23 protein-coding genes and 1 tRNA gene are annotated in these 20,756 nt (G+C 65.9%); 10 read left to right on the top strand and 14 right to left on the bottom strand.

What is annotated here, in order from left to right; translation table 11 throughout:
- Nucleotides 1–130 precede the first annotated feature (130 nt).
- A complete protein-coding gene (locus U858_RS0127275) occupies nt 131–1,048 on the top strand; it encodes a LysR family transcriptional regulator (RefSeq protein WP_025140290.1) in 918 nt (305 codons plus the stop codon).
- A gap of 145 nt (nt 1,049–1,193) precedes the next feature.
- Here U858_RS0127275 and recX read toward each other — a convergent pair whose 3' ends face one another.
- Complete coding sequence (gene recX / locus U858_RS0127270; protein ID WP_081821738.1) at nt 1,194–1,802, bottom strand: recombination regulator RecX; 609 nt, start codon at nt 1,800–1,802, stop codon at nt 1,194–1,196.
- 340 nt (nt 1,803–2,142) lie between these two features.
- Nucleotides 2,143–3,204 carry a recombinase RecA gene (gene recA / locus U858_RS0127265; protein ID WP_025140288.1) on the bottom strand — a complete coding sequence of 354 codons (1,062 nt, stop codon included), beginning with the start codon at nt 3,202–3,204 and terminating at the stop codon, nt 2,143–2,145.
- Between the two features lie 285 nt (nt 3,205–3,489).
- On the opposite strand from recA, the gene U858_RS0127260 reads away from it, so the two are divergent.
- The 3 genes from U858_RS0127260 (at nt 3,490) to U858_RS0127250 (ending at nt 7,555) form a co-directional block, all read left to right on the top strand.
- Nucleotides 3,490–4,179: a response regulator transcription factor gene (locus tag U858_RS0127260; RefSeq protein WP_006393745.1), complete on the top strand. Its 690-nt coding sequence runs from the start codon at nt 3,490–3,492 to the stop codon at nt 4,177–4,179.
- 115 nt (nt 4,180–4,294) lie between these two features.
- On the top strand, nt 4,295–5,671 hold the full coding sequence (locus U858_RS0127255) for a sensor histidine kinase (RefSeq protein ID WP_115597025.1): 1,377 nt from the start codon (nt 4,295–4,297) through the stop codon (nt 5,669–5,671).
- A 222-nt stretch (nt 5,672–5,893) separates the two neighbouring features.
- On the top strand, nt 5,894–7,555 hold the full coding sequence (locus tag U858_RS0127250; protein WP_042885633.1) for an MFS transporter: 1,662 nt from the start codon (nt 5,894–5,896) through the stop codon (nt 7,553–7,555).
- Between the two features lie 406 nt (nt 7,556–7,961).
- Here the strand turns inward: U858_RS0127250 and U858_RS0127245 are convergent, their stop codons facing one another.
- On the bottom strand, nt 7,962–8,171 hold the full coding sequence (locus U858_RS0127245; protein ID WP_025140285.1) for a hypothetical protein: 210 nt from the start codon (nt 8,169–8,171) through the stop codon (nt 7,962–7,964).
- A 151-nt stretch (nt 8,172–8,322) separates the two neighbouring features.
- On the opposite strand from U858_RS0127245, the gene U858_RS0127240 reads away from it, so the two are divergent.
- The gene (locus tag U858_RS0127240) at nt 8,323–9,222 is read left to right on the top strand and encodes a recombination-associated protein RdgC (protein WP_025140284.1); all 900 of its coding nucleotides are present in this window, start codon (nt 8,323–8,325) and stop codon (nt 9,220–9,222) included.
- Nucleotides 9,223–9,348: 126 nt separating this feature from the next.
- On the opposite strand, the gene U858_RS0127235 is transcribed toward U858_RS0127240, so the two are convergent.
- The 5 genes from U858_RS0127235 to U858_RS0127215 all read right to left on the bottom strand — a co-directional run bounded on the left by U858_RS0127235 (nt 9,349) and on the right by U858_RS0127215 (nt 13,383).
- Nucleotides 9,349–10,770, bottom strand: coding sequence for a diguanylate cyclase (locus tag U858_RS0127235; RefSeq protein WP_025140283.1), 1,422 nt, complete (start codon nt 10,768–10,770; stop codon nt 9,349–9,351).
- Between the two features lie 119 nt (nt 10,771–10,889).
- Nucleotides 10,890–12,182, bottom strand: a complete 1,293-nt coding sequence (locus U858_RS0127230) for an aspartate carbamoyltransferase (protein ID WP_025140282.1) — start codon at nt 12,180–12,182, stop codon at nt 10,890–10,892.
- Between the two features lie 100 nt (nt 12,183–12,282).
- Entirely contained in the window at nt 12,283–12,696 is a 414-nt protein-coding gene (locus tag U858_RS0127225) for a hypothetical protein (RefSeq protein WP_025140281.1), read from the bottom strand.
- A 3-nt stretch (nt 12,697–12,699) separates the two neighbouring features.
- Nucleotides 12,700–13,122: a BPTD_2524 family lipoprotein gene (locus U858_RS0127220; RefSeq protein ID WP_025140280.1), complete on the bottom strand. Its 423-nt coding sequence runs from the start codon at nt 13,120–13,122 to the stop codon at nt 12,700–12,702.
- Nucleotides 13,123–13,251: 129 nt separating this feature from the next.
- Nucleotides 13,252–13,383: an entericidin A/B family lipoprotein gene (locus U858_RS0127215; RefSeq protein WP_025140279.1), complete on the bottom strand. Its 132-nt coding sequence runs from the start codon at nt 13,381–13,383 to the stop codon at nt 13,252–13,254.
- A 172-nt stretch (nt 13,384–13,555) separates the two neighbouring features.
- On the opposite strand from U858_RS0127215, the gene U858_RS0127210 reads away from it, so the two are divergent.
- On the top strand, nt 13,556–13,918 hold the full coding sequence (locus U858_RS0127210; protein ID WP_025140278.1) for a hypothetical protein: 363 nt from the start codon (nt 13,556–13,558) through the stop codon (nt 13,916–13,918).
- 64 nt (nt 13,919–13,982) lie between these two features.
- Complete coding sequence (locus tag U858_RS0127205; protein ID WP_025140277.1) at nt 13,983–14,387, top strand: hypothetical protein; 405 nt, start codon at nt 13,983–13,985, stop codon at nt 14,385–14,387.
- A 39-nt stretch (nt 14,388–14,426) separates the two neighbouring features.
- Here U858_RS0127205 and U858_RS0127200 read toward each other — a convergent pair whose 3' ends face one another.
- From U858_RS0127200 to U858_RS0127185, 4 genes are all read right to left on the bottom strand, one after another.
- Nucleotides 14,427–15,674, bottom strand: a complete 1,248-nt coding sequence (locus U858_RS0127200; protein ID WP_025140276.1) for a TIGR03862 family flavoprotein — start codon at nt 15,672–15,674, stop codon at nt 14,427–14,429.
- Nucleotides 15,675–15,948: 274 nt separating this feature from the next.
- Entirely contained in the window at nt 15,949–16,293 is a 345-nt protein-coding gene (locus U858_RS0127195; RefSeq protein WP_025140275.1) for a hypothetical protein, read from the bottom strand.
- Nucleotides 16,294–16,517: 224 nt separating this feature from the next.
- A tRNA-Met gene (locus U858_RS0127190) sits at nt 16,518–16,594 on the bottom strand.
- A gap of 20 nt (nt 16,595–16,614) precedes the next feature.
- Complete coding sequence (locus tag U858_RS0127185) at nt 16,615–16,995, bottom strand: hypothetical protein (protein ID WP_025140274.1); 381 nt, start codon at nt 16,993–16,995, stop codon at nt 16,615–16,617.
- Nucleotides 16,996–17,164: 169 nt separating this feature from the next.
- Between U858_RS0127185 and U858_RS0127180 the strand changes: the two genes are divergently transcribed.
- Nucleotides 17,165–18,604: a PLP-dependent aminotransferase family protein gene (locus U858_RS0127180; protein ID WP_025140273.1), complete on the top strand. Its 1,440-nt coding sequence runs from the start codon at nt 17,165–17,167 to the stop codon at nt 18,602–18,604.
- Nucleotides 18,601–19,173, top strand: a complete 573-nt coding sequence (locus U858_RS0127175; RefSeq protein ID WP_025140272.1) for a DedA family protein — start codon at nt 18,601–18,603, stop codon at nt 19,171–19,173. The genes U858_RS0127180 and U858_RS0127175 overlap by 4 nt, the downstream gene beginning before the upstream one ends.
- 59 nt (nt 19,174–19,232) lie before the next feature.
- Here the strand turns inward: U858_RS0127175 and U858_RS0127170 are convergent, their stop codons facing one another.
- Both U858_RS0127170 and U858_RS0127165 read right to left on the bottom strand, forming a co-directional pair.
- Entirely contained in the window at nt 19,233–19,487 is a 255-nt protein-coding gene (locus U858_RS0127170; protein WP_232786612.1) for a hypothetical protein, read from the bottom strand.
- Between the two features lie 215 nt (nt 19,488–19,702).
- Entirely contained in the window at nt 19,703–19,948 is a 246-nt protein-coding gene (locus U858_RS0127165) for a hypothetical protein (RefSeq protein ID WP_025140270.1), read from the bottom strand.
- Between the two features lie 133 nt (nt 19,949–20,081).
- On the opposite strand from U858_RS0127165, the gene U858_RS0127160 reads away from it, so the two are divergent.
- Nucleotides 20,082–20,687: a hypothetical protein gene (locus U858_RS0127160; RefSeq protein WP_025140269.1), complete on the top strand. Its 606-nt coding sequence runs from the start codon at nt 20,082–20,084 to the stop codon at nt 20,685–20,687.
- Nucleotides 20,688–20,756: the final 69 nt, after the last annotated feature.

The following is a 20,756-nucleotide window of genomic DNA, read 5'->3' as shown; positions in this document are numbered from 1 at the left end:
AATCAAAATGAATCAAAATCAATGTCTACATTCATAAGATGAGGAAATCTCATACAATATAAGCTCATTCCCGGCCCCTGGGGTCGGGCCACCCGCCGCGCCGGCCTGCCCTGCCTTCCCCACTGCCTCCATGCTGGAAATCCGCCACCTAGAAACGCTGACTGCCATCCGTGAAGGCGGCAGCCTGCAGGAAGCCGCCGAGCGCCTGCACCTGACCCAATCCGCGCTATCGCACCAATTGCGCGACCTGGAAACCCGGCTGGGCACGCCGCTGCTGAACCGCCGCACCCGCCCGGCCCGGCTGACCACGGCAGGGCTGCGCGTGCTGGCCCTGGCCGACGACGTGCTGCCGCGCATGCGCGCCACCGAGCGCGAATTGCAACGCCTGGCCGCAGGCCGCACCGGCCGCCTGCACCTGGCGATCGACTGCCATTCCTGCTTTCAGTGGTTGATGCCGGCGCTGGACGCCTTTCGCGTGCAATGGCCGGATGTCGCGCTGGACCTGTCGGCGGCGTTTTCCTTCGCCCCCCTGCCGGCATTGGTACGGGGGGATCTGGACCTGGTGATCACGTCCGATCCCCAGCCGCTGGACGCCGTGCAATACCTGCCGCTCTTCAAGTACGAGCTGGTGCTGGCCGTGTCCGAATCCAATCCACTGGCGGGCAGCAAGTTCGTCATGCCCGACCAACTGGCTGACCAGACGCTCATCACCTACCCGGTGGACAAGCAGCGCCTGGATGTCTTCACGGCCTTCCTGGACCCGGCGGATGTCGAACCCGCCGCCATCCGCAAGGCCGAACTGACGCCGATCATTGCGCAGTTGGTCGCCAGCAACCGGGGCGTGGCCGCCCTGCCCAACTGGGCATTGACCGAATACATGAACCAGGGCTGGCTGCGCCAGTGCCGCCTGGGGCCGCAGGGCGTCTGGCGCACGCTGTACGCCACGGTGCGCAGCGAAGACACGGACGCGTCTTATATCGATGAATTCCTGACACTGACCCGCGACGTCTGCTTCAAGACGCTCAGCGGCATCAAGTCGGCGAAGTAAGGGCAGCGGCGGAGGCGGGGCCATCGCGCCACGAACCCGTTGCTCTCAGTCCGAGGTTCCAGCGGCCGGCGGTCCGGCGGCCCGGCGATCCAGCGATCCGGCGGCCCAGCGGTAGCGTGATTCGACGGGACGCCGCCAGGCGACGTCATTCGTCGTCGCCCGCCCCCAGGATGCGGCGAATGACATCGTGCGCAAAGCCGCGGCTGGCCAGAAAGCGCGCCTGCTTGGCATAAGCCGCGCGGTCTTCAGGCTTGGCGTCGAACTTTCTTTTCCAGACTTCCAGCGCGCGGTCGTATTCCGTGGCGCGCAGTTGCTCGCGCAGTTCGGCCACCTGGTTGTCGTCCACGCCGTGCTGGCGCAGTTCCTGGACAATGCGGGCCGCCCCCTGGCGCGAGGCGCGCCGGTGCACCAGGCTTTGCGCAAAGCGTTCGGTGGACAGCCAGCCTTCTTTTTCCAGCGCGTCTAGCACGGTGTCGACTTCGGCCGGATCTTCGGCATGGGGGGCCAGCTTGCGAGCCAGCTCTTCGCGGGCATGCTCGCGCCGCGACAGATACCCCACGGCACGCATTTTCAAGGACGGCCCCTTGGGCGGGGCCTTGGCCTTGCGGGGGGGATCGGACGGTCTGCCGCCCGACGGATCGCCGCCCGACGGATCGCCGCCCGACGGTTCGCTGCCTGAGGCCTCTCCCTCTCGAGCAGAACCTGCGCGCGAGCCGTATCGGCCGGACGCGCCCTTGCGGCCCGCCGCCCGCATTTCAGAACTGCGCTGCCATTGATCGGGCGGCGCGTCTTCGCTGCCCTGGCCGCCCGCCTGCGACCCGCGCCGTGCGTCCGACGTGCGGCGCAAGCCTTCGGGCTTGGCCACGGTTTCGAATTCGTCGTCCAGCTTGGCGCGTAGGCGGTCAGCGGACGCGGCGGAGGGTTTCCAGCTCATGCGCTTCCTGCTTGCTAAGTGCCAGCGGCAGGTCTCTCATGCCGGCCCCTGAGACATAGAGGCCGAAAGCATGGGAGCCTGCCGCTGGCCGCCGGGCAGGTGAGCCCGGCGGCGAAGCCAGGACCCGGCATCGGGGCCTGGCGACGGATTACCGAACGATTTACTCGGCGTCGTCTTCCGCGGTGGGGACGAATTCAGCGGCGCGGCTGACGATGCCCTGGTTTTCGCGCACGCGGTTTTCGATTTCGATCGCGATTTCCTTGTGCTCTTTCAGGTATTCGCGGACGTTGTCCTTGCCCTGGCCGATGCGGTTGCCGTTGTAGCTGTACCACGCGCCGGACTTGTCCACCACGTTGGCGGCCACGCCCAGGTCGATGATTTCGCCTTCGCGCGAGATGCCGGCGCCGTACATGATGTCGAATTCGGCCTGCTTGAACGGGGGCGCCACCTTGTTCTTGACGACCTTGACGCGGGTTTCGTTGCCGACGACCTCGTCGCCCTTCTTGATGGAGCCGATGCGGCGGATGTCCAGACGCACCGAGGCGTAGAACTTGAGTGCGTTGCCGCCGGTAGTGGTTTCGGGGTTGCCGAACATGACGCCGATCTTCATGCGGATCTGGTTGATGAAGATGACCATGCAATTGGTGCGCTTGATGGTGGCGGTCAGCTTGCGCAGCGCCTGGCTCATCAGACGGGCCTGCAGGCCCGGCAGCGAATCGCCCATTTCGCCTTCGATTTCGGCCTTGGGCACCAGGGCCGCGACCGAGTCGATGACGATCAGGTCGACCGAGCCCGAACGCACCAGGGCGTCGGTGATTTCCAGCGCCTGCTCGCCCGTGTCCGGCTGCGAGATCAGGAGGTCGGTCAGATTGACGCCCAGCTTGTTGGCGTACTGCACGTCCAGCGCGTGTTCGGCGTCGACGAAGGCGCAAGTGCCGCCGATTTTCTGCATTTCGGCAATGACTTGCAGCGTCAGCGTGGTCTTGCCCGAGGATTCCGGACCGTAGATTTCAACCACGCGGCCCCGCGGCAAACCGCCGACGCCCAGCGCGATATCCAGCCCCAACGACCCCGTGGACACCACCTGGATGTCGTGCGAGACCTCGTTGTCGCCGTAGCGCATGATCGAGCCCTTGCCGAACTGCTTTTCGATCTGCGAAAGCGCGGCGGCAAGCGCCTTGGCTTTTTCCGAAGCGGCGGCCTTGGTGGTTTTGTCGTCCATGTAGAGTCCTGTCTGTAACGTATCGGGGCGCGGTACGGGGTTGTCGAGAGATTTCGGATAGCGCAGATTATGGCACCGGATTGTACTGTACAAAAAACCAGTGTGCCAGAGTTTTCCACGTATTCCCTGAGTGGGCAAGCCCGGTCGCCTGTGACAGAATCGCGGATACCCCCGGCGATATGTCCCCTTTGCCCGCCGGGCCTCCCGCCCCAGGGCTCCGTGCCCCCCCGGCGGCCAGCGCGCGCCCAGTGCGCGATGCCGGATTTCCTTATTTTTCAGCAGCCCATGCGTATCCTGATCGCCGAAGACGACAGCATCCTGGCCGACGGCCTGTCACGCTCGCTGCGCCACAACGGCTACGCGGTCGACGCCGTACGCGACGGTCTCGCCGCCGATTCCGCCTTGGCGGCCCAGGCCTTCGACCTGCTCATCCTGGACCTCGGCCTGCCGCAACTGGCCGGGCTTGAAGTGCTGCGCCGCCTGCGCGCCCGCAATTCCGCCCTGCCCGTCCTCATCCTGACCGCCGCCGACAGCATCGAACAACGCGTCAAAGGCCTGGACCTGGGCGCCGACGACTACATGGCCAAGCCTTTCGCGCTGTCCGAACTCGAAGCCCGGGTGCGCGCCCTGACCCGCCGCGGCGCGGGCGGCGGCGCCACGCTGCTCAAGCACGGCCGGCTGGTGTTCGACCAGACCGGGCGCGTGGCCATGGTCGATGACCAGACGCTGGACCTGTCCGCGCGCGAAGTCAGCCTGCTCGAGATCCTGCTGACCCGCAGCGGCCGCATGGTCAGCAAGACCCAACTGGTCGACCATCTGTGCGAATGGGGCGAAGAAGTCAGCACCAACGCCATCGAAGTCTATGTGCACCGCCTGCGCAAGAAGCTGGAACCCAGCGGCGTGAAGATCGTGACGGTGCGCGGCCTGGGCTATTGCCTTGAACGGGACCAGGGTGCGGCGTACCTCGCAAGCTGAGCCCGCCACGCCAGAGGCGCTCAACCAGGAAGCGCTGGATGTCATGCGGGCCGGCGCCCGCGGCCCCAGCTTCGCGCCGCCGCAGCGCTCGCTGCTGGGCGAGATCCTGGACTGGATGCTGGCGCCCCTGTTCCTCTTGTGGCCCATGAGCGTGGCCATCACTTACGTGGTGGCGCAGAACATCGCCAACGTGCCCTACGACCGGGCGCTGGCCAACAACCTGCACGTGCTGACCCGCCAGGTGCACGCCCAGGACGGCCGCGCCGTGCTGCGCATGACCGATCCGGCGCGCGAGGTGCTGCGCGCCGACGAGACCGACAGCGTCTTCTGGCTGGCCCTGGGCAGCCGTGGCGAGTACCTGGGCGGCGACCGCGCCCTGCCGCTGCCCGCCTCGGTCGGCCAGCCGCGTCCCGGCGAAGTGCAGTACGAAGACGACACCCTGCGCGGCTTCGGCATCCGCCTGGCCTACACCTGGGTCGACCTGAACCTGCCCAATACCCAACCCGCGCTGCTGATCGTGGCCGAGACGGTCGAAAAGCGCACCCAGCTCGCCAACGACATCATCAAGGGCGTGATCATTCCGCAGTTCGTGGTGCTGCCGATCGCGGTGCTGCTGGTGTGGTTCGGGCTGTCGCGCGGCGTCGCGCCGCTGAACGCGTTGCAGCAGCGGCTGCGGGCGCGCCGGCCCGACGACCTGTCACCCATCGACGAACGCGCCGCGCCGTCCGAGATCGCGCCGCTGGTCGCGGCCATGAACGACCTGCTGGATCGCCTGTCGGCCAACGTGCAGGCGCAGCGCCGCTTCGTCGCCGACGCCGCGCACCAGTTGAAGACCCCGCTGGCGGGCCTGCGCACACAGGCCGAACTGGCGCTGCGCGACGCCAGCCCCGAGGAAATGCAGTCCAGCCTGCGCCAGTTGGTGACCGGCTCCGAACGCGCCACGCGCCTGGTGAACCAATTGCTGTTGCTGGCGCGCGCCGAGAACCCCAGCGCCATCGGCCTGGCCGCCACCGACCTGAACGCCATTGCCTACGAGCAGGCCATGCACTGGGTGCCGCAGGCGCTGTCGCTCAGCACCGACCTGGGCTTCGAAGGCTCGGAAACCCCGGTGCTGATCAATGGCAACCCGCTGCTGCTGGCCGAATTGTTGAACAACCTGGTGGACAACGCGCTGCGCTACACGCCACGCGGCGGCCACATCACGGTGCGGGTGCAGGAACAGGATGGCCAGGGCCTGCTGGAGGTCGAGGATTCCGGCCCCGGCATCGCGCCCGAAGAGCGCGAGCGTGTGTTCGACCGCTTCTACCGCGTGCTGGGCACGCTGTCCGACGGCAGCGGCCTGGGGCTGGCCATCGTCAGGGAGATCGCCCAGAAGCACCAGGCGACCGTGCTCATCAGCGACCACCCGACGCCGCACTCTGATCTGCCGGGCACCCGCATCCGAGTGATCTTTCCGCTCTACGCCGAACCCGCCGACGACCTCGACAGCTAGCTTTGGTGCCCTGACCGCACCTAAGGACTATCCCTAGCTCCCCACGACACAGTTACTTTTAGTTTCAATTTTAAGATTCAGGTAAGGGTCACGTCAGAACCTCGTCAGCCTCGCGCCCCAACCTTGCGCATAGCTCGATGTCGGTCTCGCCGGCGGAGGGTGACGCACGGCGGAAAACCGCCGGCCAGAAAAAATCGAGGAGACATCATGAGCACAACTACCATGGCAGGTCGCGGTCCATCCGCGGAACCGCGCCCGATGACCAAGGATGAACGCCGCGTCATCTTTGCCTCGTCGCTGGGCACGGTGTTCGAGTGGTACGACTTTTATCTTTACGGTTCGCTGGCCGCGATCATCGCGCAGCACTTTTTCTCGGGCGTGAATCCCACCGCGGGCTTCATTTTCGCGCTGCTGGCCTTTGCCGCCGGCTTCGCGGTGCGCCCCTTCGGCGCACTGGTGTTCGGCCGCCTGGGCGACCTGGTCGGCCGCAAATACACGTTCCTGGTCACCATCGTGCTGATGGGCCTGTCCACCTTCCTGGTGGGTGTGCTGCCCAGCTACGCCAGCATCGGCATGGCCGCTCCCGCCATCCTGATCATCCTGCGCCTCTTGCAAGGCCTGGCGCTGGGCGGTGAATACGGTGGTGCCGCGACCTACGTCGCCGAGCATGCGCCGCATGGCCGCCGCGGCTTCTACACGTCCTGGATTCAAACCACCGCGACCCTGGGCCTGTTCCTGTCGCTGCTGGTGATCCTGGGCATCCGCACCTACCTTGGCGAAGACGACTTCAAGGCCTGGGGCTGGCGCATTCCGTTCCTGATCTCGGTCATCCTGCTGGGCATCTCGGTGTGGATCCGCCTGCAGTTGAATGAATCCCCCACCTTCAAGCGCATGAAGGAAGAAGGCAAGGGTTCGAAGGCTCCGATCAAGGAATCGTTCGGTGAATGGAAGAACCTGAAGGTCGTGATCCTGGCGCTGCTGGGCCTGACCGCCGGCCAGGCCGTGGTCTGGTACACGGGCCAGTTCTACTCGCTGTTCTTCCTGACGCAGACGCTGAAGGTCGACGCCAACACCGCCAACATCATGATCGCCATCGCGCTCCTGATCGGTACCCCGTTCTTCGTGATCTTCGGCGCGCTGTCGGACAAGATCGGCCGCAAGCCCATCATCATGGCCGGCTGCCTGATCGCCGCAGCGACCTACTTCCCGATCTTCCAGGGCATCACGCACTTCGCCAACCCGGCGCTTGAAAAGGCCCAGGCCAGCGCCCCGGTCACGGTCATCGCCGACCCGACCACCTGCTCGTTCCAGTTCAACCCCGTGGGCACGGCCTCGTTCACCAGCTCTTGCGACGTGGTCAAGTCGTTCATGGCCCGCAACTCGGTGAACTACAAGAACGAAGCGGCCCCCGCCGGTTCGCTCGCCAAGGTCAAGATCGGCAACGACGAGTTCGCCTCGTTCGACGGCAAGGCCATGGCGCCCGCCGACTTCAAGGCCAAGGCCGCCGAACTGGACAAGGCCCTGACCGCCGCGATCCGCAGCCACGGCTACCCCGCCAAGGCTGACCCGGCGCAAAGCAACAACGTCATGGTCGTCGTGCTGCTGACCATCCTGGTGATCTACGTGACCATGGTGTACGGCCCGATCGCGGCCATGCTGGTGGAAATGTTCCCGACCCGCATCCGCTACACCTCGATGAGCCTGCCGTACCACATCGGCAACGGCTGGTTCGGCGGCTTCCTGCCCCCGGTCGCCTTCGCCGTCGTCGCCGCCACCGGCAACATCTACGACGGCCTGTGGTACCCGATCATCATCGCAGTCATGACCCTGGTCATCGGCACGCTGTTCGTGCGCGAATCCAAGGACAACGACATCAACGCCTGAACGACCATCCCCCGCCGGGTGGGACTGCTGCGCCTACCCGGCCTTTCAAAAGCTCCCTTGGGAGCTTTTTTTTTCGCAGGCCTGTCGCGCGTAGCGCGAAAGGCCCGCTGGATTCAGGACGCTGTCAGACCTTGACAATTAGACTGGCGCCTCAGATTACGGCCTTGCGCCTGATCGCCTGGCGATTGATCCCCCTGTCAGGCGGTTGCAGGGCTAGTGTTCTGACACCGATACCGCGTTCCCCGCGAGCCTTTTATGACGCGGTATTGTGTGCTCCCGTACCGGCCCGGCCTCTATTGAGCCGGGCCGCTTTTTTTTCATGCGCCCGAATGCTTGTGCACTCAGATGCGCGCACATGAAAAAGCGGCCGATGAATCGGCCGCCCGGGATGACGCGAAGGCGCGCTTTAGCGGCGCATGCCGACGCCGATGACCAGCACGCCCGCCACGATGGCCGCGATGCCGGCCCACATGGGGATCGGCACGGACTTCTCGGTTTCGGCCGTAGCCTTGACCGAACCCACCTGCAGCACGGTTTCCTCGGACTTGTAGCTGAAGCCCTTGTAGGCCAAAGCGGCAATGCCCAGCACGATCAGGATAGCGCCGACGACTTTCATGCTTTCTCTCCTCTTGCACACGGTTGCCGCGGACGTTACCGCAAGGCCGGGCATGTGTCAGTGACAGAACGTGTCGCCTCGCCCCATCGTATTGCACCGCTGCGGCAAAGCGGCCAGGGTCGTATAGAATCTACCCTTTTGGCCGACGCTCATGTGGTTCAAGAATCTCAAGATTTACCGCCTCTCCTCGCCGTGGACCCTGACCGGCGAGCAGCTTGAAGAAACGCTTGCGCGGCATGCCTACCAAGCCGGCAACAACCTCGAAATGCAAAGCCTGGGCTGGGTGCCCCCGCGCGAAAACGGGGGCCTGGCCCACGTCGTGGGCGGGCAGATCCTGCTCAACCTGCGCGCCGAAAAGAAACTGCTGCCCAGCACGGTCGTGAACCAGGTCGCCAAGGCTCGCGCCCAGGAAATCGAAGAGCAGCAAGGCTACAAGCCCGGCCGCAAGCAGATGAAGGAAATCAAGGAACGCGTCACCGACGAGCTCCTGCCGCGCGCCTTCAGCGTCTACCGCGACACCCGCGTCTGGATCGACCCGCAGAACCACTGGCTGGTCATCGACGCCGCCGCCTCGGCCAAGGCCGACGAAGTCATCGGCCTGCTGGCCAAATGCGTGGATCCTTTCCCGCTCGAAAACCTGTACGTCGCGCAGTCGCCCGCCTCGGCCATGACCGGCTGGCTGGCCGAAGACGAAGCGCCGTCCAACTTCAGCATCGACCAGGACACCGAACTGCGCTCGTCCGGCGAAAGCGGCGCGGCCATCCGCTACGTCAAGCACTCGATCGACGCCGACGACGTGCGCCGCCACATCCAGTCGGGCAAGCAGTGCACGCGCCTGGCCATGACCTGGGCCGACCGCATCTCGTTCGTGCTGACCGAAGGCCTGGACGTCAAGCGCGTTGCCCCTCTGGACGTGCTCAAGGAAGGCAACGACAACATGGCCACCAACGACGACGAGAAGTTCGATTCCGACATGATGCTCATGACGGGCGAGCTGGCCAAGATGCTGGCCGAACTGGTCGAGGCCCTGGGCGGCGAAAAGAAGATCTAAGGCGCTTGGCCGATCCGGCTACGCTCCATCAGGCCGCCCCTTGTTAGGGCGGCCTTTTTCATGGCCCAGCGGGATCGATGCGCATTGTGGCGCGGCAGCGCCACGATGCACTGAACCCGGCCAACCCTAGGCCGCAACGCTGCGGTCGCGCCCGCCCTGCTTGGCCTGGTACAGCGCCTTGTCGGCGCGATCGATCAGATAGGCGTAGTCAGGGTGGCCGTCAAACGTCGCTACGCCGATGCTGGCCGTGATGCGCAACGCGCCGGCCTCGGGAATGCTGAATGCATGCCGGCGGATTTCGGCGCCCAGCTTCTCGGCCACCGCCAGGGCGGCGTCGCGCGCCGTATCCACCAGCACCACCAGGAATTCCTCGCCGCCGTAACGGAACACGAAATCGCTGGACCGGCATGACTGGTGCACCACTTCGGCAAACTGGCGCAACACCTGGTCGCCGCCGGAATGGCCGTACTGGTCGTTGATGGCCTTGAAATGGTCGATATCCAGCAGCAGCACCGAAAACGCCGAATGCTCGCGTGTGGCGATCAGGATCTCGCGGCCGATCACCGACGGCAGGAAGCGGCGGTTCAGCACATTGGTCAGCGGGTCGCTGCCGCTTTCGATTTCCGCCACCATGTCAAAGAGCCCATTGAGCAGGTGCTTGATGCGCGCCACCAGTTCCTGAAGCTCGCGCACCTGGTCGGGCAACGATGGCTGGCCCGCCTGCCCGCCTTGCAGCAGGCGCGGCAGCACCACGTCGTCCAGGCGTGACACGGCCTCGGTGATCTGGCCCAGCGCCGGCGCGCTTTCGAACAGCACGCCCCCCTTGTGCTGCAGCCACAGGCCGAATTCGGACGCCGCCAATCGCGGCAGGACCTGCTCCGGCGCACGGTAGTGCAGGCCGATCAGCACGGCCTGGCTCCATTCGAGCAGGGCCGCGCGCTGGCGCTCGCGTTCGGTCGAGATGTTCTGCCCCAGCGCGAACAGCCGGTAGGCCTCGTCGTTGCGCGCGCCGCGGTTGATGTCGCGCATGAAGGCGCGGCTCATCTGCTCGATCGCCAGGTCGAAGAGATTACAGACGTACTGGGTCGCGATCGACGCCGCCGTGCCGTCCAGGTCGCTGACGCGCAGGCGTTGCGCGATCTCGTTCTTCAGGATGCGCGCGCCGGCCATCACCAGGTGGATCGGAATGTGCACGCGCGCATGCACTTCGCCGACCTTCTTCTGCGTCGCCATCAGCGCGGCGATGTCACCCTGGTCGCGCACGCACAACAGGCCTTTGAGCCAGTGCTTCATGCCCTTGTGCAGGCGGCTGGAGACGATCTCGTGCGACAGGCGCGGGCCGGCTTCGGCATCGGCCAGCAAGGTGGAATAGAAGGCGTCGACCAGTTCGATGGCGCTGTCGGACACGACCGCGGCGACCTGGCCGCGCGTGTAGGCATCCACCGACGAATAGACCGCCTGCCAGGCCTGCGCATTGGACGCGCTGAGATAGCAGGCCTGACCGGCAGGATCAGGGGACGACGGAACCGCGCGACTCATCGAAGACATAAAACCATCCGACCGAAGACTCCATGGCGTGTCTCGGAGCGACACGCGACAGGAAAAACCAGCGCGGATTATGCTTGAAATCGCGGGCGCGCCGCCGCAGCGGCGCCGCCCTGTGCGGTTTATTCCAGGCCGTGGAAGACCGAATCGTCAGGACCGACGTGCGACGGGTGCTGCCACGTCACGTCGCGCAGCGAGTGCTGCACCAGGCCTTCCACGCCCAGCAGCACCGCGAAGATGGCCATGCGGATGGGAATGCCGTTGTCGGTCTGGCGGAAGATCGCCAGGCGCGGATCATGGTTCAGGTCCACGCTCAGGTCGTTGGCGCCCGGACGGCTGTCGCGCGGCAGCGGGTGCATGACGATGGTTTCGGGGCTGCAATACGCGTCGATGATGGCGCGGTTGATCTGGAAATCGGGCGTGTAGCCTTCGTTTTCTTCGTTGGCGAAACGCTCTTTCTGCACACGCGTCGCATAGATGACGTCGGCGCCAGCCAGGCCTTCGGCCAGCGTGGTCTTCTGCTCGATGATGTTGCCGTTGCGGCTGGCCTGCTCGATGATGTACGAGGGCATTTCCAGGCCCTTGGGCGACACCAGCGAGAACTTGACGTTCTTGTACAGGGCCATCAGCTTGATCAGCGAGTGCACGGTGCGGCCGTACTTCAGGTCGCCGACCATGGCGATGTGCGCGCCGTCCAGCAGTTTGCCCAGGCGCGAGAACTCGGTCAGGATGGTGTACAGGTCCAGCAGGGCCTGGCTGGGGTGCTCGCCGGGGCCGTCACCGCCGTTGACCACCGGAATGTTGGTGGCGCGCGCGAATTCCGCGACCGAGCCCTGCTCGGGATGGCGGATCACCATGGCATCCACGTAGCCGCTCATGACGCGGCTGGTGTCGTAGATGGATTCGCCCTTGGCCATGGACGAGAACGTGAAGCCCGTCGTGTCGCACACCGAGCCGCCCAGGCGGCAGAATGCCGAGCCGAAGCTGACGCGGGTACGGGTGCTGGCCTCGAAGAACAGGTTGCCCAGCACGGCGCCTTCGAGCACGCGCGACACTTTCTGGCGGCGCGCGATGGGCTGCATCATGTCGGCCACGCGGAACAGGTCTTCGACCGATTCCCGGGTGAACTGGTCCACCGACAGCAACTGGTTCTTGCCTTCCACCGCGATCCGGTCACGCAGCGGGCCATCTTGTACGCTTTGCGTATACTTTTCGAGCAACACGCCGTTCTGAACGATTTCGCTGACGAAGCGCTGCACCACTTCCGGCATGGCCCGGAATTCCTGCGAGCCCTCAGGCAGCAGCCAGGTATCCAGGGCACGGCGCTTGACGCCGATCCGGGTCGCGAACACGTCGCGCGTGAGGTTCAGGCGTCGCATCGCGTCGCGCAGGAAAGCTTGCTGGGAAATGGTCATGACAGGTCCCGGATAAAGGGTTTATATACGCACTGCGCATATTATTCCCAACGCAAGTGCAAGTCCAACACTTTTGCGCACACGGGTTTACCCGTTGTTTTTATCGGCGAGCGTAGGTGGTCATGTGGGGCGAGGCGTCCGCGGCGGCTTGCCCGGCCGCCAACCAGCAGCCGGCGCAGAAAGCCAGGGCGCTGGCCACATAGCACAGCAGGGCCAGCGTCTGCGCCGGCAGGTGCCCGCGCGTCACCCGGCCGTTGTAGCCCTGGCGCAACAGGCTGACCTGCGCCAGATACCCGAACATGGCCCCCAGGCAGGCCGTCAGCAGGCCGGCCAGCAGCAGGAACAGGGGTAACTGCAGATCGGGGGCGGCGATATCACCGCCCACCATGCCCAGCGAAAACGCCGCCAGGCCCAGCGCCGCGGCGCCGTTCAACCAGCCCAGGAAACGAAAGGCGCCCGCCAGCAGCGCGAACGGCATGCCGGCGGCGCGGATCTGCTGGGCGCGGGGGTCCATGGATCAGCCTTTGCGGCAGACGGGCGTGGCGCTCTGGATCGAGGCGCGCGCGGCTGCGATTTCAGCGGCGTCCCAGCGGCCTTGGCCCAGGACCGTGACGGTGACCTTGGACTTGGCAGGGCCGTCGGACTCGGCGGACACCAGCTCGAGCACCGTGGCGGGCTCGCCTACCTTGAAGACCTGCACCTCGTCGGGTGCGCCCTTTTCGCCGATGGTGTGGCGCCAGGCGTAGGCCACGTTGTAGGGGTGCTGCACATTGACGTGGCAGGTACGCACGTATTCACCGGCGCGGCGGAAGGCCGCCTGGTAATTGGTGTCCACGCTGAAGGTTTCCTTGAGCACGGTATCGGACTCGTAGACGCCCTTGCTGGCGCATCCAGCCAGCACTGCCATCAACGTGACGCCCACCCATACAGACTTGCGCATGATTCTTCCTGCCTTCAGATTCGGATTCCCGCGATTATGCCAGCGGCAGTAAAAAGGCCACGCCCGAAATGCCGGAACATTTCTGCGTGGCCTTTGCGGCGCCGAGGGCGCGCGGACAACGTAACGCCACTACTTGTTGGCGGCACCCTCGATTTTCTCGCCGCCGCGCTGGATGTCCTTGCCGGCGCCTGCAACGGTATTGCACCCCGCCGTCAGGGCGGCAATCGAAAGCATCATGACAAGAATGACTTTGTTCTTCATGGGCATCTCCTATCGAGGCGTGGAAACCGAAGCCAGCATACCGCAAAGACCGCCGTTTGCGCAGGGTGGCCGCCCCAGCCCCCAGGCCGCGGCCAAGGTGCGACCGATTGGTCACATCGCCGGGCACTGCGCGCTTGTCGCCTATTTGCCGGCAATGGATTAGGATTCGCAAATGACCAAGAAACACCTATCGGAAAACAACAACGGCGGCTCGCCGCAGGCGTGGGGCTGGGAACAACCGCAATGCCGCGGACAAGCCGCATTGGCGCTCTTCATCGACGATCTGCACCGTATCCTGCAGAACCACGCCGCGGGCCAGTTGGCCGACAGCAGCACACTGGCCGACGCGCAGGAACAGGTCGATGACCTGCTGGCGCGCTACAACGGCATTGCCGCGGCGCCCGAGATTTTCCTGGGCCAATCGGTCCAGCTCAAGGAAGGCGTCGACCGCAATGGCGTTTCGCATACGGTACCCATTTTTTCGGCGCGCCTGAAACAATCGCTGGTCGCAATGCTAGGACAAGGACCCGGCTGACCCCCCAACCGGCGCGTGCCGCCGGCGGTCAGCCAGAACAGCTCTAACGAGGGAGACCGAACAAATGAATACAGACAATGTCGTAGAGTTCCTCCGCTTGCTGTCGCTGGACGTGTCGCTGGGCGCCGCCGCCCAGCACGCCGCCGGCCAGGCGGATGCACCTCTGGCGTTGGCACGCCTGGCCACCGCGCACGGCTTGCCTTGCAGCGCTTCTGACTGGTCTGTATTCGCCCGCAGCTGTCTGGATGCCTCGGAAGCGGCAGACGCCGAGATGCCTTCAGGCGAGGCCAAGATCTGGCAACTGGTGCAGGACCCCGGCCAGGATGCCAGCATGCCCGCCAGCGCCATCACCCGAGTCATCGGCATCGTCGCGCAACCCGACGGCGGCCTCGTGGTGGGCCATGTCGTCAATGACCTGGCGCCGCCGCGCCCTGGCCAGAGCGCCCAGCCCTATCCTCACGGTTCCTGAGGCCGCCCTGCCACTGCCGCCGGGCCCGGCGGCCCGGCCTTACGCGTTGGCGCCTGCCAGGAAGCCCGCCACGCCTCGCGCCGCGACGCGGCCGCTGGCCATGCACGCGGTGAGCAGATAGCCGCCCGTCGGCGCTTCCCAGTCCAGCATTTCACCTGCGCAGAAAACACCTGGCAAAGCCTGCAGCATCAAGCCAGGCGTCAGCGCATCGAAGCGCACACCACCGGCCGTGCTGATGGCTTCGTCCATGGGGCGAGCCCGCAACAGCGTCACCGGCAACGCCTTGATCAACCCGCCCAGACGCTGCGCATCGCGAAAATCGTCGGCCCCCGCGCATTCGCGCAGCAAACCCGCCTTCACCCCCGTCAGCCCCAACCGGCTCTGCAAGTGGCTGGACATGGACCGCGCGCCGCGCGGATGCGTTACCGCGGCCATGACCTTTTCGGCCGTCCAGTCCGGCGCCAGGTCCAACAACGCGACAGCGTGGCCCGCCGTGTCGATCTGGTCGCGCAGTGGCGCCGACAAGGCATAGACCAGACTGCCTTCGATTCCGTTTTCCGTCACCACGAATTCGCCCTGGCGGGCCCGCTCCGAGCTCGCCGCGCGCATGGCCACGGACTTCACTGGCTGACCCGCATGACGCTGACGGAAATGCTCGGACCAGGCCACGTCGAAACCGCAATTGGCGGGCCGCAGCGGCGCCACCCCGACGCCGTGCGCCGCCAGCCCGGGCAACCAGGCGCCGTCGGAACCCAGCTTGGCCCAGCTGCCGCCGCCCAGCGCCAGCACCACGGCATCGGCCGCCTGGCTGCGCACGCCGTCGGGGGTATCGAAGCGCAGATCAGCCGCCGTGGGCGTGACCATGGCAGGCCAACCCAGCCAGCGATGACGCATGTGAAAGCGCACACCCCTGGCGCGCAGCCGTGCCAGCCAGGCCCGCAGCAAGGGGGCGGCCTTCATTTCGGACGGAAACACGCGGCCGGACGACCCGACAAAGGTCTCGATTCCCAGTTGCCGCGCCCATTCGCGCAGGCCGCCGGCATCCAGCAGGTGTAGCCAAGGCTCGATCTGCGCAGCCCGATCGCCGTAGCGGGCCAGGAACGGCGCCGCGGCCTCGCTGTGCGTCAGGTTCAGGCCGCCGCGGCCAGCCATCAGGAACTTGCGGCCCACCGACGGCATGGCGTCGTAGACATCGACCGCCACCCCCTGCGCGGCCAGGCCTTCGGCCGCCATCAAGCCCGCAGGACCGCCGCCGATGATGGCGACGCGCTTGAGGGACGAGTTCATGGCGTCGACGCCTTGGCGCAGTCGAGCAACGGATGCGGGTGCAAGTACATGAAGAAGCGATTCGGAAGGACCAGGGCGGCAGGGGCCGTCGGGGCAGCGATTGTCGCATGCGGCCCTGGCGAGAGGCCCCACGCCGCGTATGGGACAAAAAAATGCCCCGAATGGGGCATTTATTCATCGTTGGCCACAAGCCTTTGATATGACAGGGATATTACGACATGCACAGTGGCTATCCCAAGGCTTGTCCACAATCACTGTGGGTAACTTGCGCCCGCTAGGCGTTGCCCGCAGCCTGCATGGGCCCCGACCAGGGCTCGGCGTCGAGCTGAAAGCGCAGCTCCTGGTATTCGCCATCGACCGACACCGACCGCAACAGGCCCGCCCCCAACGCCTGGCCCAACGCGCGGCGGCAGAGGGTTTCGGGATCGTCGGGCAGCGACTGGAATACGCCATCGGGGATGCGCAAGCGCAGCAGTGCCTGGGGATCGCCCCGTTCGGCCGGTCGGCCGATATGGATGTGGGCCGGATAGCCATGCGGGCACCAGATGCCCACGTGATACTTGCCTTCGGTGCCGGTATCGGCCACGTAGCCGGGATGATCGTATTTTGCTGTGCCCATGGACCCTCCTCGTGTGCGGCGAACTAGCGCGCGTGACCCATGGTAGCGCAGCGTCCGCCGGCTGTGCGGCCGCCAGACCCCGGGAAACTCCGGACTGGAACGATGACTTGATGCAAGGCAAGGCGGGGGCGAAAAAAAACCGCGACCTGTGTCGCGGTTTTTTCGTGGCGCCCTGGGCAGGCGGTAAAAGCGTGCTGCCGATGGGGCCAGGGACTGCTTGAAACTGGTTGCGGGGGCAGGATTTGAACCTACGACCTTCGGGTTATGAGCCCGACGAGCTGCCAGACTGCTCCACCCCGCGTCTGATGTGTGAATCATACATCATTTTGAAATCTTGTGCAGCGCACCCAGGCCATTTTGCCGATTATTTTTGCTGACGGCCCGAAAAACACCCCGGGCAATGGCCCAGAAACGCTGCGCGGGGCTGGGAACATCCAGGCAGATCGCCTGCGCCCGGCACAGCGCCGTCAACACCAGCGGCCCGCCTTCCGGCAAGGGGTAGCTTTCACCCGCGTTCAGGCGGACCGGCGGCGGCACATGCCGGCCAGGCGGCACTTCCGAGCGATACGGCGGCTCGACGACCAGCAGGCTGCCGCTGACGCAGACGACGGTCGCGCCCCCACGCAGGTGCACCTGCCGGCTGGCGCCGGACAGGATTTCAAGACGTTGGGCGGGCAATTCGGGGGCGGGAAAAAGGGCCATGGTCATCTCCAATCTGACCCCTGTAGCCTACGAGCCCCCTGCTTTGCGCAACAGCCACACAATTCGGCTTTCTGTACCGATGCAGACTCTCGATTTTGCCGCTGTTCTGGTGTACTTTGCGTGAATCTGTGCCTACCCTCACACCAACCTAGGGGAGCATGATCGGCGCATGGAACCGCAACCGCTCTATCTACGCCTGGCCAACCATTATCGGCGCGCCATCCAGACGGGGGTCCTGGCCCCGGCTCAGCGCATGCCGTCGGTGCGTACGCTGGTGCGTACCCATCATGTCAGCCTGTCCACCGCCCTGCAGGCCTGCCGCCTGCTCGAAGACGACGGCCTGATCGAGGCCCGCCCCCGTTCCGGCTACTTCGTGCTCAAGCCGCGCCGCAGCAGCATTCCCCCCGTGAACGAACCGGACATCCGCCAGTCCCTGGGCGCCGCGCAGTACGTCGGCATCCATGACCGCGTGTCGGATTTCGTGGCCAAGTGCGAGGCCCATCCGGTCAGTGCCAATTTCGCGCTGGCCGCGGCGCTGCCGGACGCCTACCCGATGGAAGACCTGAAACAGGCCATGATCCGCACGTTGCGGCAATCGCCCCAGGTGCTGGTCAGCCCGGTGCCCCCGCAAGGCCATCCGGACCTGCGCACCGTGCTGGCACGCCGCGCGCTTGCCAACGGCATCAATGCCACGCCCGACGACGTCATCGTCACGCACGGCTGCATCGAGGCCCTGAACCTGGCGCTGCGCGCCGTGGCCCGCCCCGGCGACACCATCGCGGTCGAGTCACCCACCTACTTCGGCCTGTTGCAGATCCTGGAAAGCCTGGGCATGCGCGCGCTGGAGATTCCCACCAGCCCGCAGCACGGGCTGTCGATCGAAGCGCTGGACCTGGCCTTCCAGACGCACGGCAACATCCGCGCGGTGGTGGTCGTGCCGAACTTCCAGAACCCGCTGGGCTGCGTCATGCCCGATGCCGAAAAGGCCCGCCTGGTCGCGTTGTGCGAGCGCCAGCAGGTGCCGCTGATCGAAGACGACACCTATGGCGCGCTGACCGACGACGACACGCCCCTGGCCGCCGCCAAGTCCTGGGACCCGACCGGCAACGTCATCTACTGCTCGTCGCTGCACAAGACGCTGGCGCCCGGCATGCGGCTGGGCTGGCTGCTGGGCGGCCGTTGGAAGGCCCGCATCGCCATGCTGAAGTTCGCGCAAAGCCGGCCCAATGAGCCGCTGGCGCAGATCGCGGTGGCCGACTACCTGGGCTCGCGCGCCTACGACCGGCACCTGGCGCGATTGCGCCGGCAACTGAAGACCCAGCGCGACCAGACCGCCGAAATCATCGCGGCACACTTCCCGCGCGGCACGCGCCTGAGCGTGCCCAAGGGCGGCATGCTGCTGTGGGTGGAAATGCCCGAAGGCCGTTCGGGGCTGGACGTGTTCGACGCCGCGCTCAAGCAAGGCATCCGCGTGGCGCCGGGCGCGATGTTTTCCAACAGCACCCGCTACAACCACTTCCTGCGCATCAGTTGCGGACAGCGGCACACGCCGGACATCGCGCAGGCGCTGGGCACCCTGGCGCGCATCGTCGGCGAGCGCCCGGCATGAATCCGCACCTGCACCAGTTCATCGTCGACTACGGCCTGTGGGCGGTCTTTGGCGGCACCCTGCTCGAAGGCGAAAGCGTGGTGGTGCTGGCGGGCTTCCTGTCGCACCAACGCCTGCTGCATCTGCCCTACGTCATGCTGTGCGCGTTCGCCGGCTCGTTCCTGGCCGACCAGGCGCTGTTCTACCTGGGACGGCGCTACCGGGACCATCGCTACGTGGCGCGGATCCGCGCGCAGCCGGCATTTGGCAAGGCGCTGGCCGCCATCGACCGCTATCCGCACGGCTTCATCCTGGCGCTGCGCTTTCTGTATGGCCTGCGCACCGTGGGGCCGGTTGCGCTGGGGGTATCGCGCGTGTCGCCACTGCGTTTTCTGGTGCTCAACGCCATTGCCGCCGCGATCTGGGCGGTGTGCTTCAGCCTGGTGGGTTATGTGTTCGGCGAGACCATCGAGTCGATGCTGGGCCGCTTGCACGGTGTGGAGACCAAGCTGGCGGTGGCCGCCGCCATCGGCATTGCGGTCTGGCTGGCCTACCGTCTGTATGCGCGGCGGCGGCGCAAGCAGGGCTGAAAGACGTTCTGGCCCGCTGCGTGGTCAAGCCAGGCGTCGGCCGCCCCTGACCTGCCGTGTCAGAACACCAGCTTGCCGCTGGCGAGCATGACGTGGCGGCGCCGCGCCTTGCGGTACAGGGGGCCGATGAACGGCAGCAAGGCCAGCCGTCGCAGGATGGGATGGCGCTGGTCGAAGTCGTGCCACGCCTTGAAGCCATGGCCCAGGCGTTCCCAGCTTTCACGCGCCTCGGGAGAAAGTTTGCCGGGGTCGAACGCCGCCAGCTTTGCCGCTTCCGAAACCCGCGCCGCCAGGGGCTTGTTCCGGTATTCCAATGGATACTGATTCCGCATGGGGCCGCATATTACCCGGCTTGGCGGGTGCGTGCCGGCCTTGCACGCATGGCGGTTACAGAGCCATTTGGCGCGGCCTTTGATCGCCTTTTGCAAGCCCTTGTAATCAAAGGAAAAAGGCTGTCTATGCCCGCACTATCCCAAGGCTTGTCCACAGAAGTTGTGGGTAACTTTGCCGGCGGCAGCCGGCCGAAGGCCTACTTGAGGGCGGCGATGACCTGGTCGCGCACGCTTTCGAAGCCGGCCACATACTGCGGATTTTCCGAGCGGGCCAAGAGGCTGGAGTAGTTCTGTTCGAGCTGGGCCTCGATGGCCTCGCGCAGGCCGGGCGAGCCCTTGGCCAGATGCAGCATCGTTAGCAAAGCCGAATTGAGCGCGTCGATGCGGCCGCCCTGGTGCGAGATGGTGTGCACGATGACCGCGATTTGTTCCTGGGTGTCCATGGGTAAGCCTCCTGGCAATGATGTCGGCGCAAATCCTAGCATGGGTGCGCGCGGCCGCTGGGCAAGCCCCGCCGCCCGCGCTAGCATGAAGCGTAGCGCGGCGCCGACGGCGCGGCGCAACCGGAGCGTGCCCATGAAGACGATCCAGAACTACCTGCCCCCGGATGCGGCGTCCCTGCGGCGCCTGCAGGAACGGTTGGGCTACAGCGACGCGCAGATGACCGAACTGGCCGGACTGGACGATGCCACGCCCTGGTCCAGTTATGTCGGCGGTCCGCAGCCGCGCACCCTGGGCCGGCAGCGGCTGATCGCCATGGCCGCCCGGCTGGCGCTGGATGAGGCGGCTTGGCAGCGCGTGCTGGCCGCCATGCGCGATGCGGGTGCGCGTTTCGACTACGGCGCACCCGCCGCCGCCCCGACCCCGGCGGCCCCCGCCCCCAGCCCCGAGGAAGAAAGCAAGTTCGGCATGCGCCTGGTCAGCGACCACGGCGCCTTCCACGAGATGGAGCAGCTGCGCGAGTTCGCGCACTTTGCCAACGAATTCGGCGTCAGCGAACTGGTGCGCGCCGCCCGCTACGACAGCGGCGCCGACCTGTGCCGCTTCACGCTCGATACCGCGCAGGCGCAAGACCCGGTGCGCCGGGACCGCGTCTTCGATGCGGCCTTCAAGACCATCACGCGCTTCGAGTTCGACGGCCGCGTCTACCAAGGCGGCATCCCGCCTGAGTCCGACGGTTGACGATGCGCTGGACCGTTAGAACGGCAGGCCCGCGCGCGCGCATTGACTTGCGCCGCGTCGCCCTTGTAT

This window comes from Achromobacter sp. DH1f (genome assembly GCF_000633435.1).
Lineage (GTDB): Bacteria > Pseudomonadota > Gammaproteobacteria > Burkholderiales > Burkholderiaceae_B > Achromobacter > Achromobacter deleyi.
This window is presented reverse-complemented; position numbering and strand designations above follow the sequence as displayed.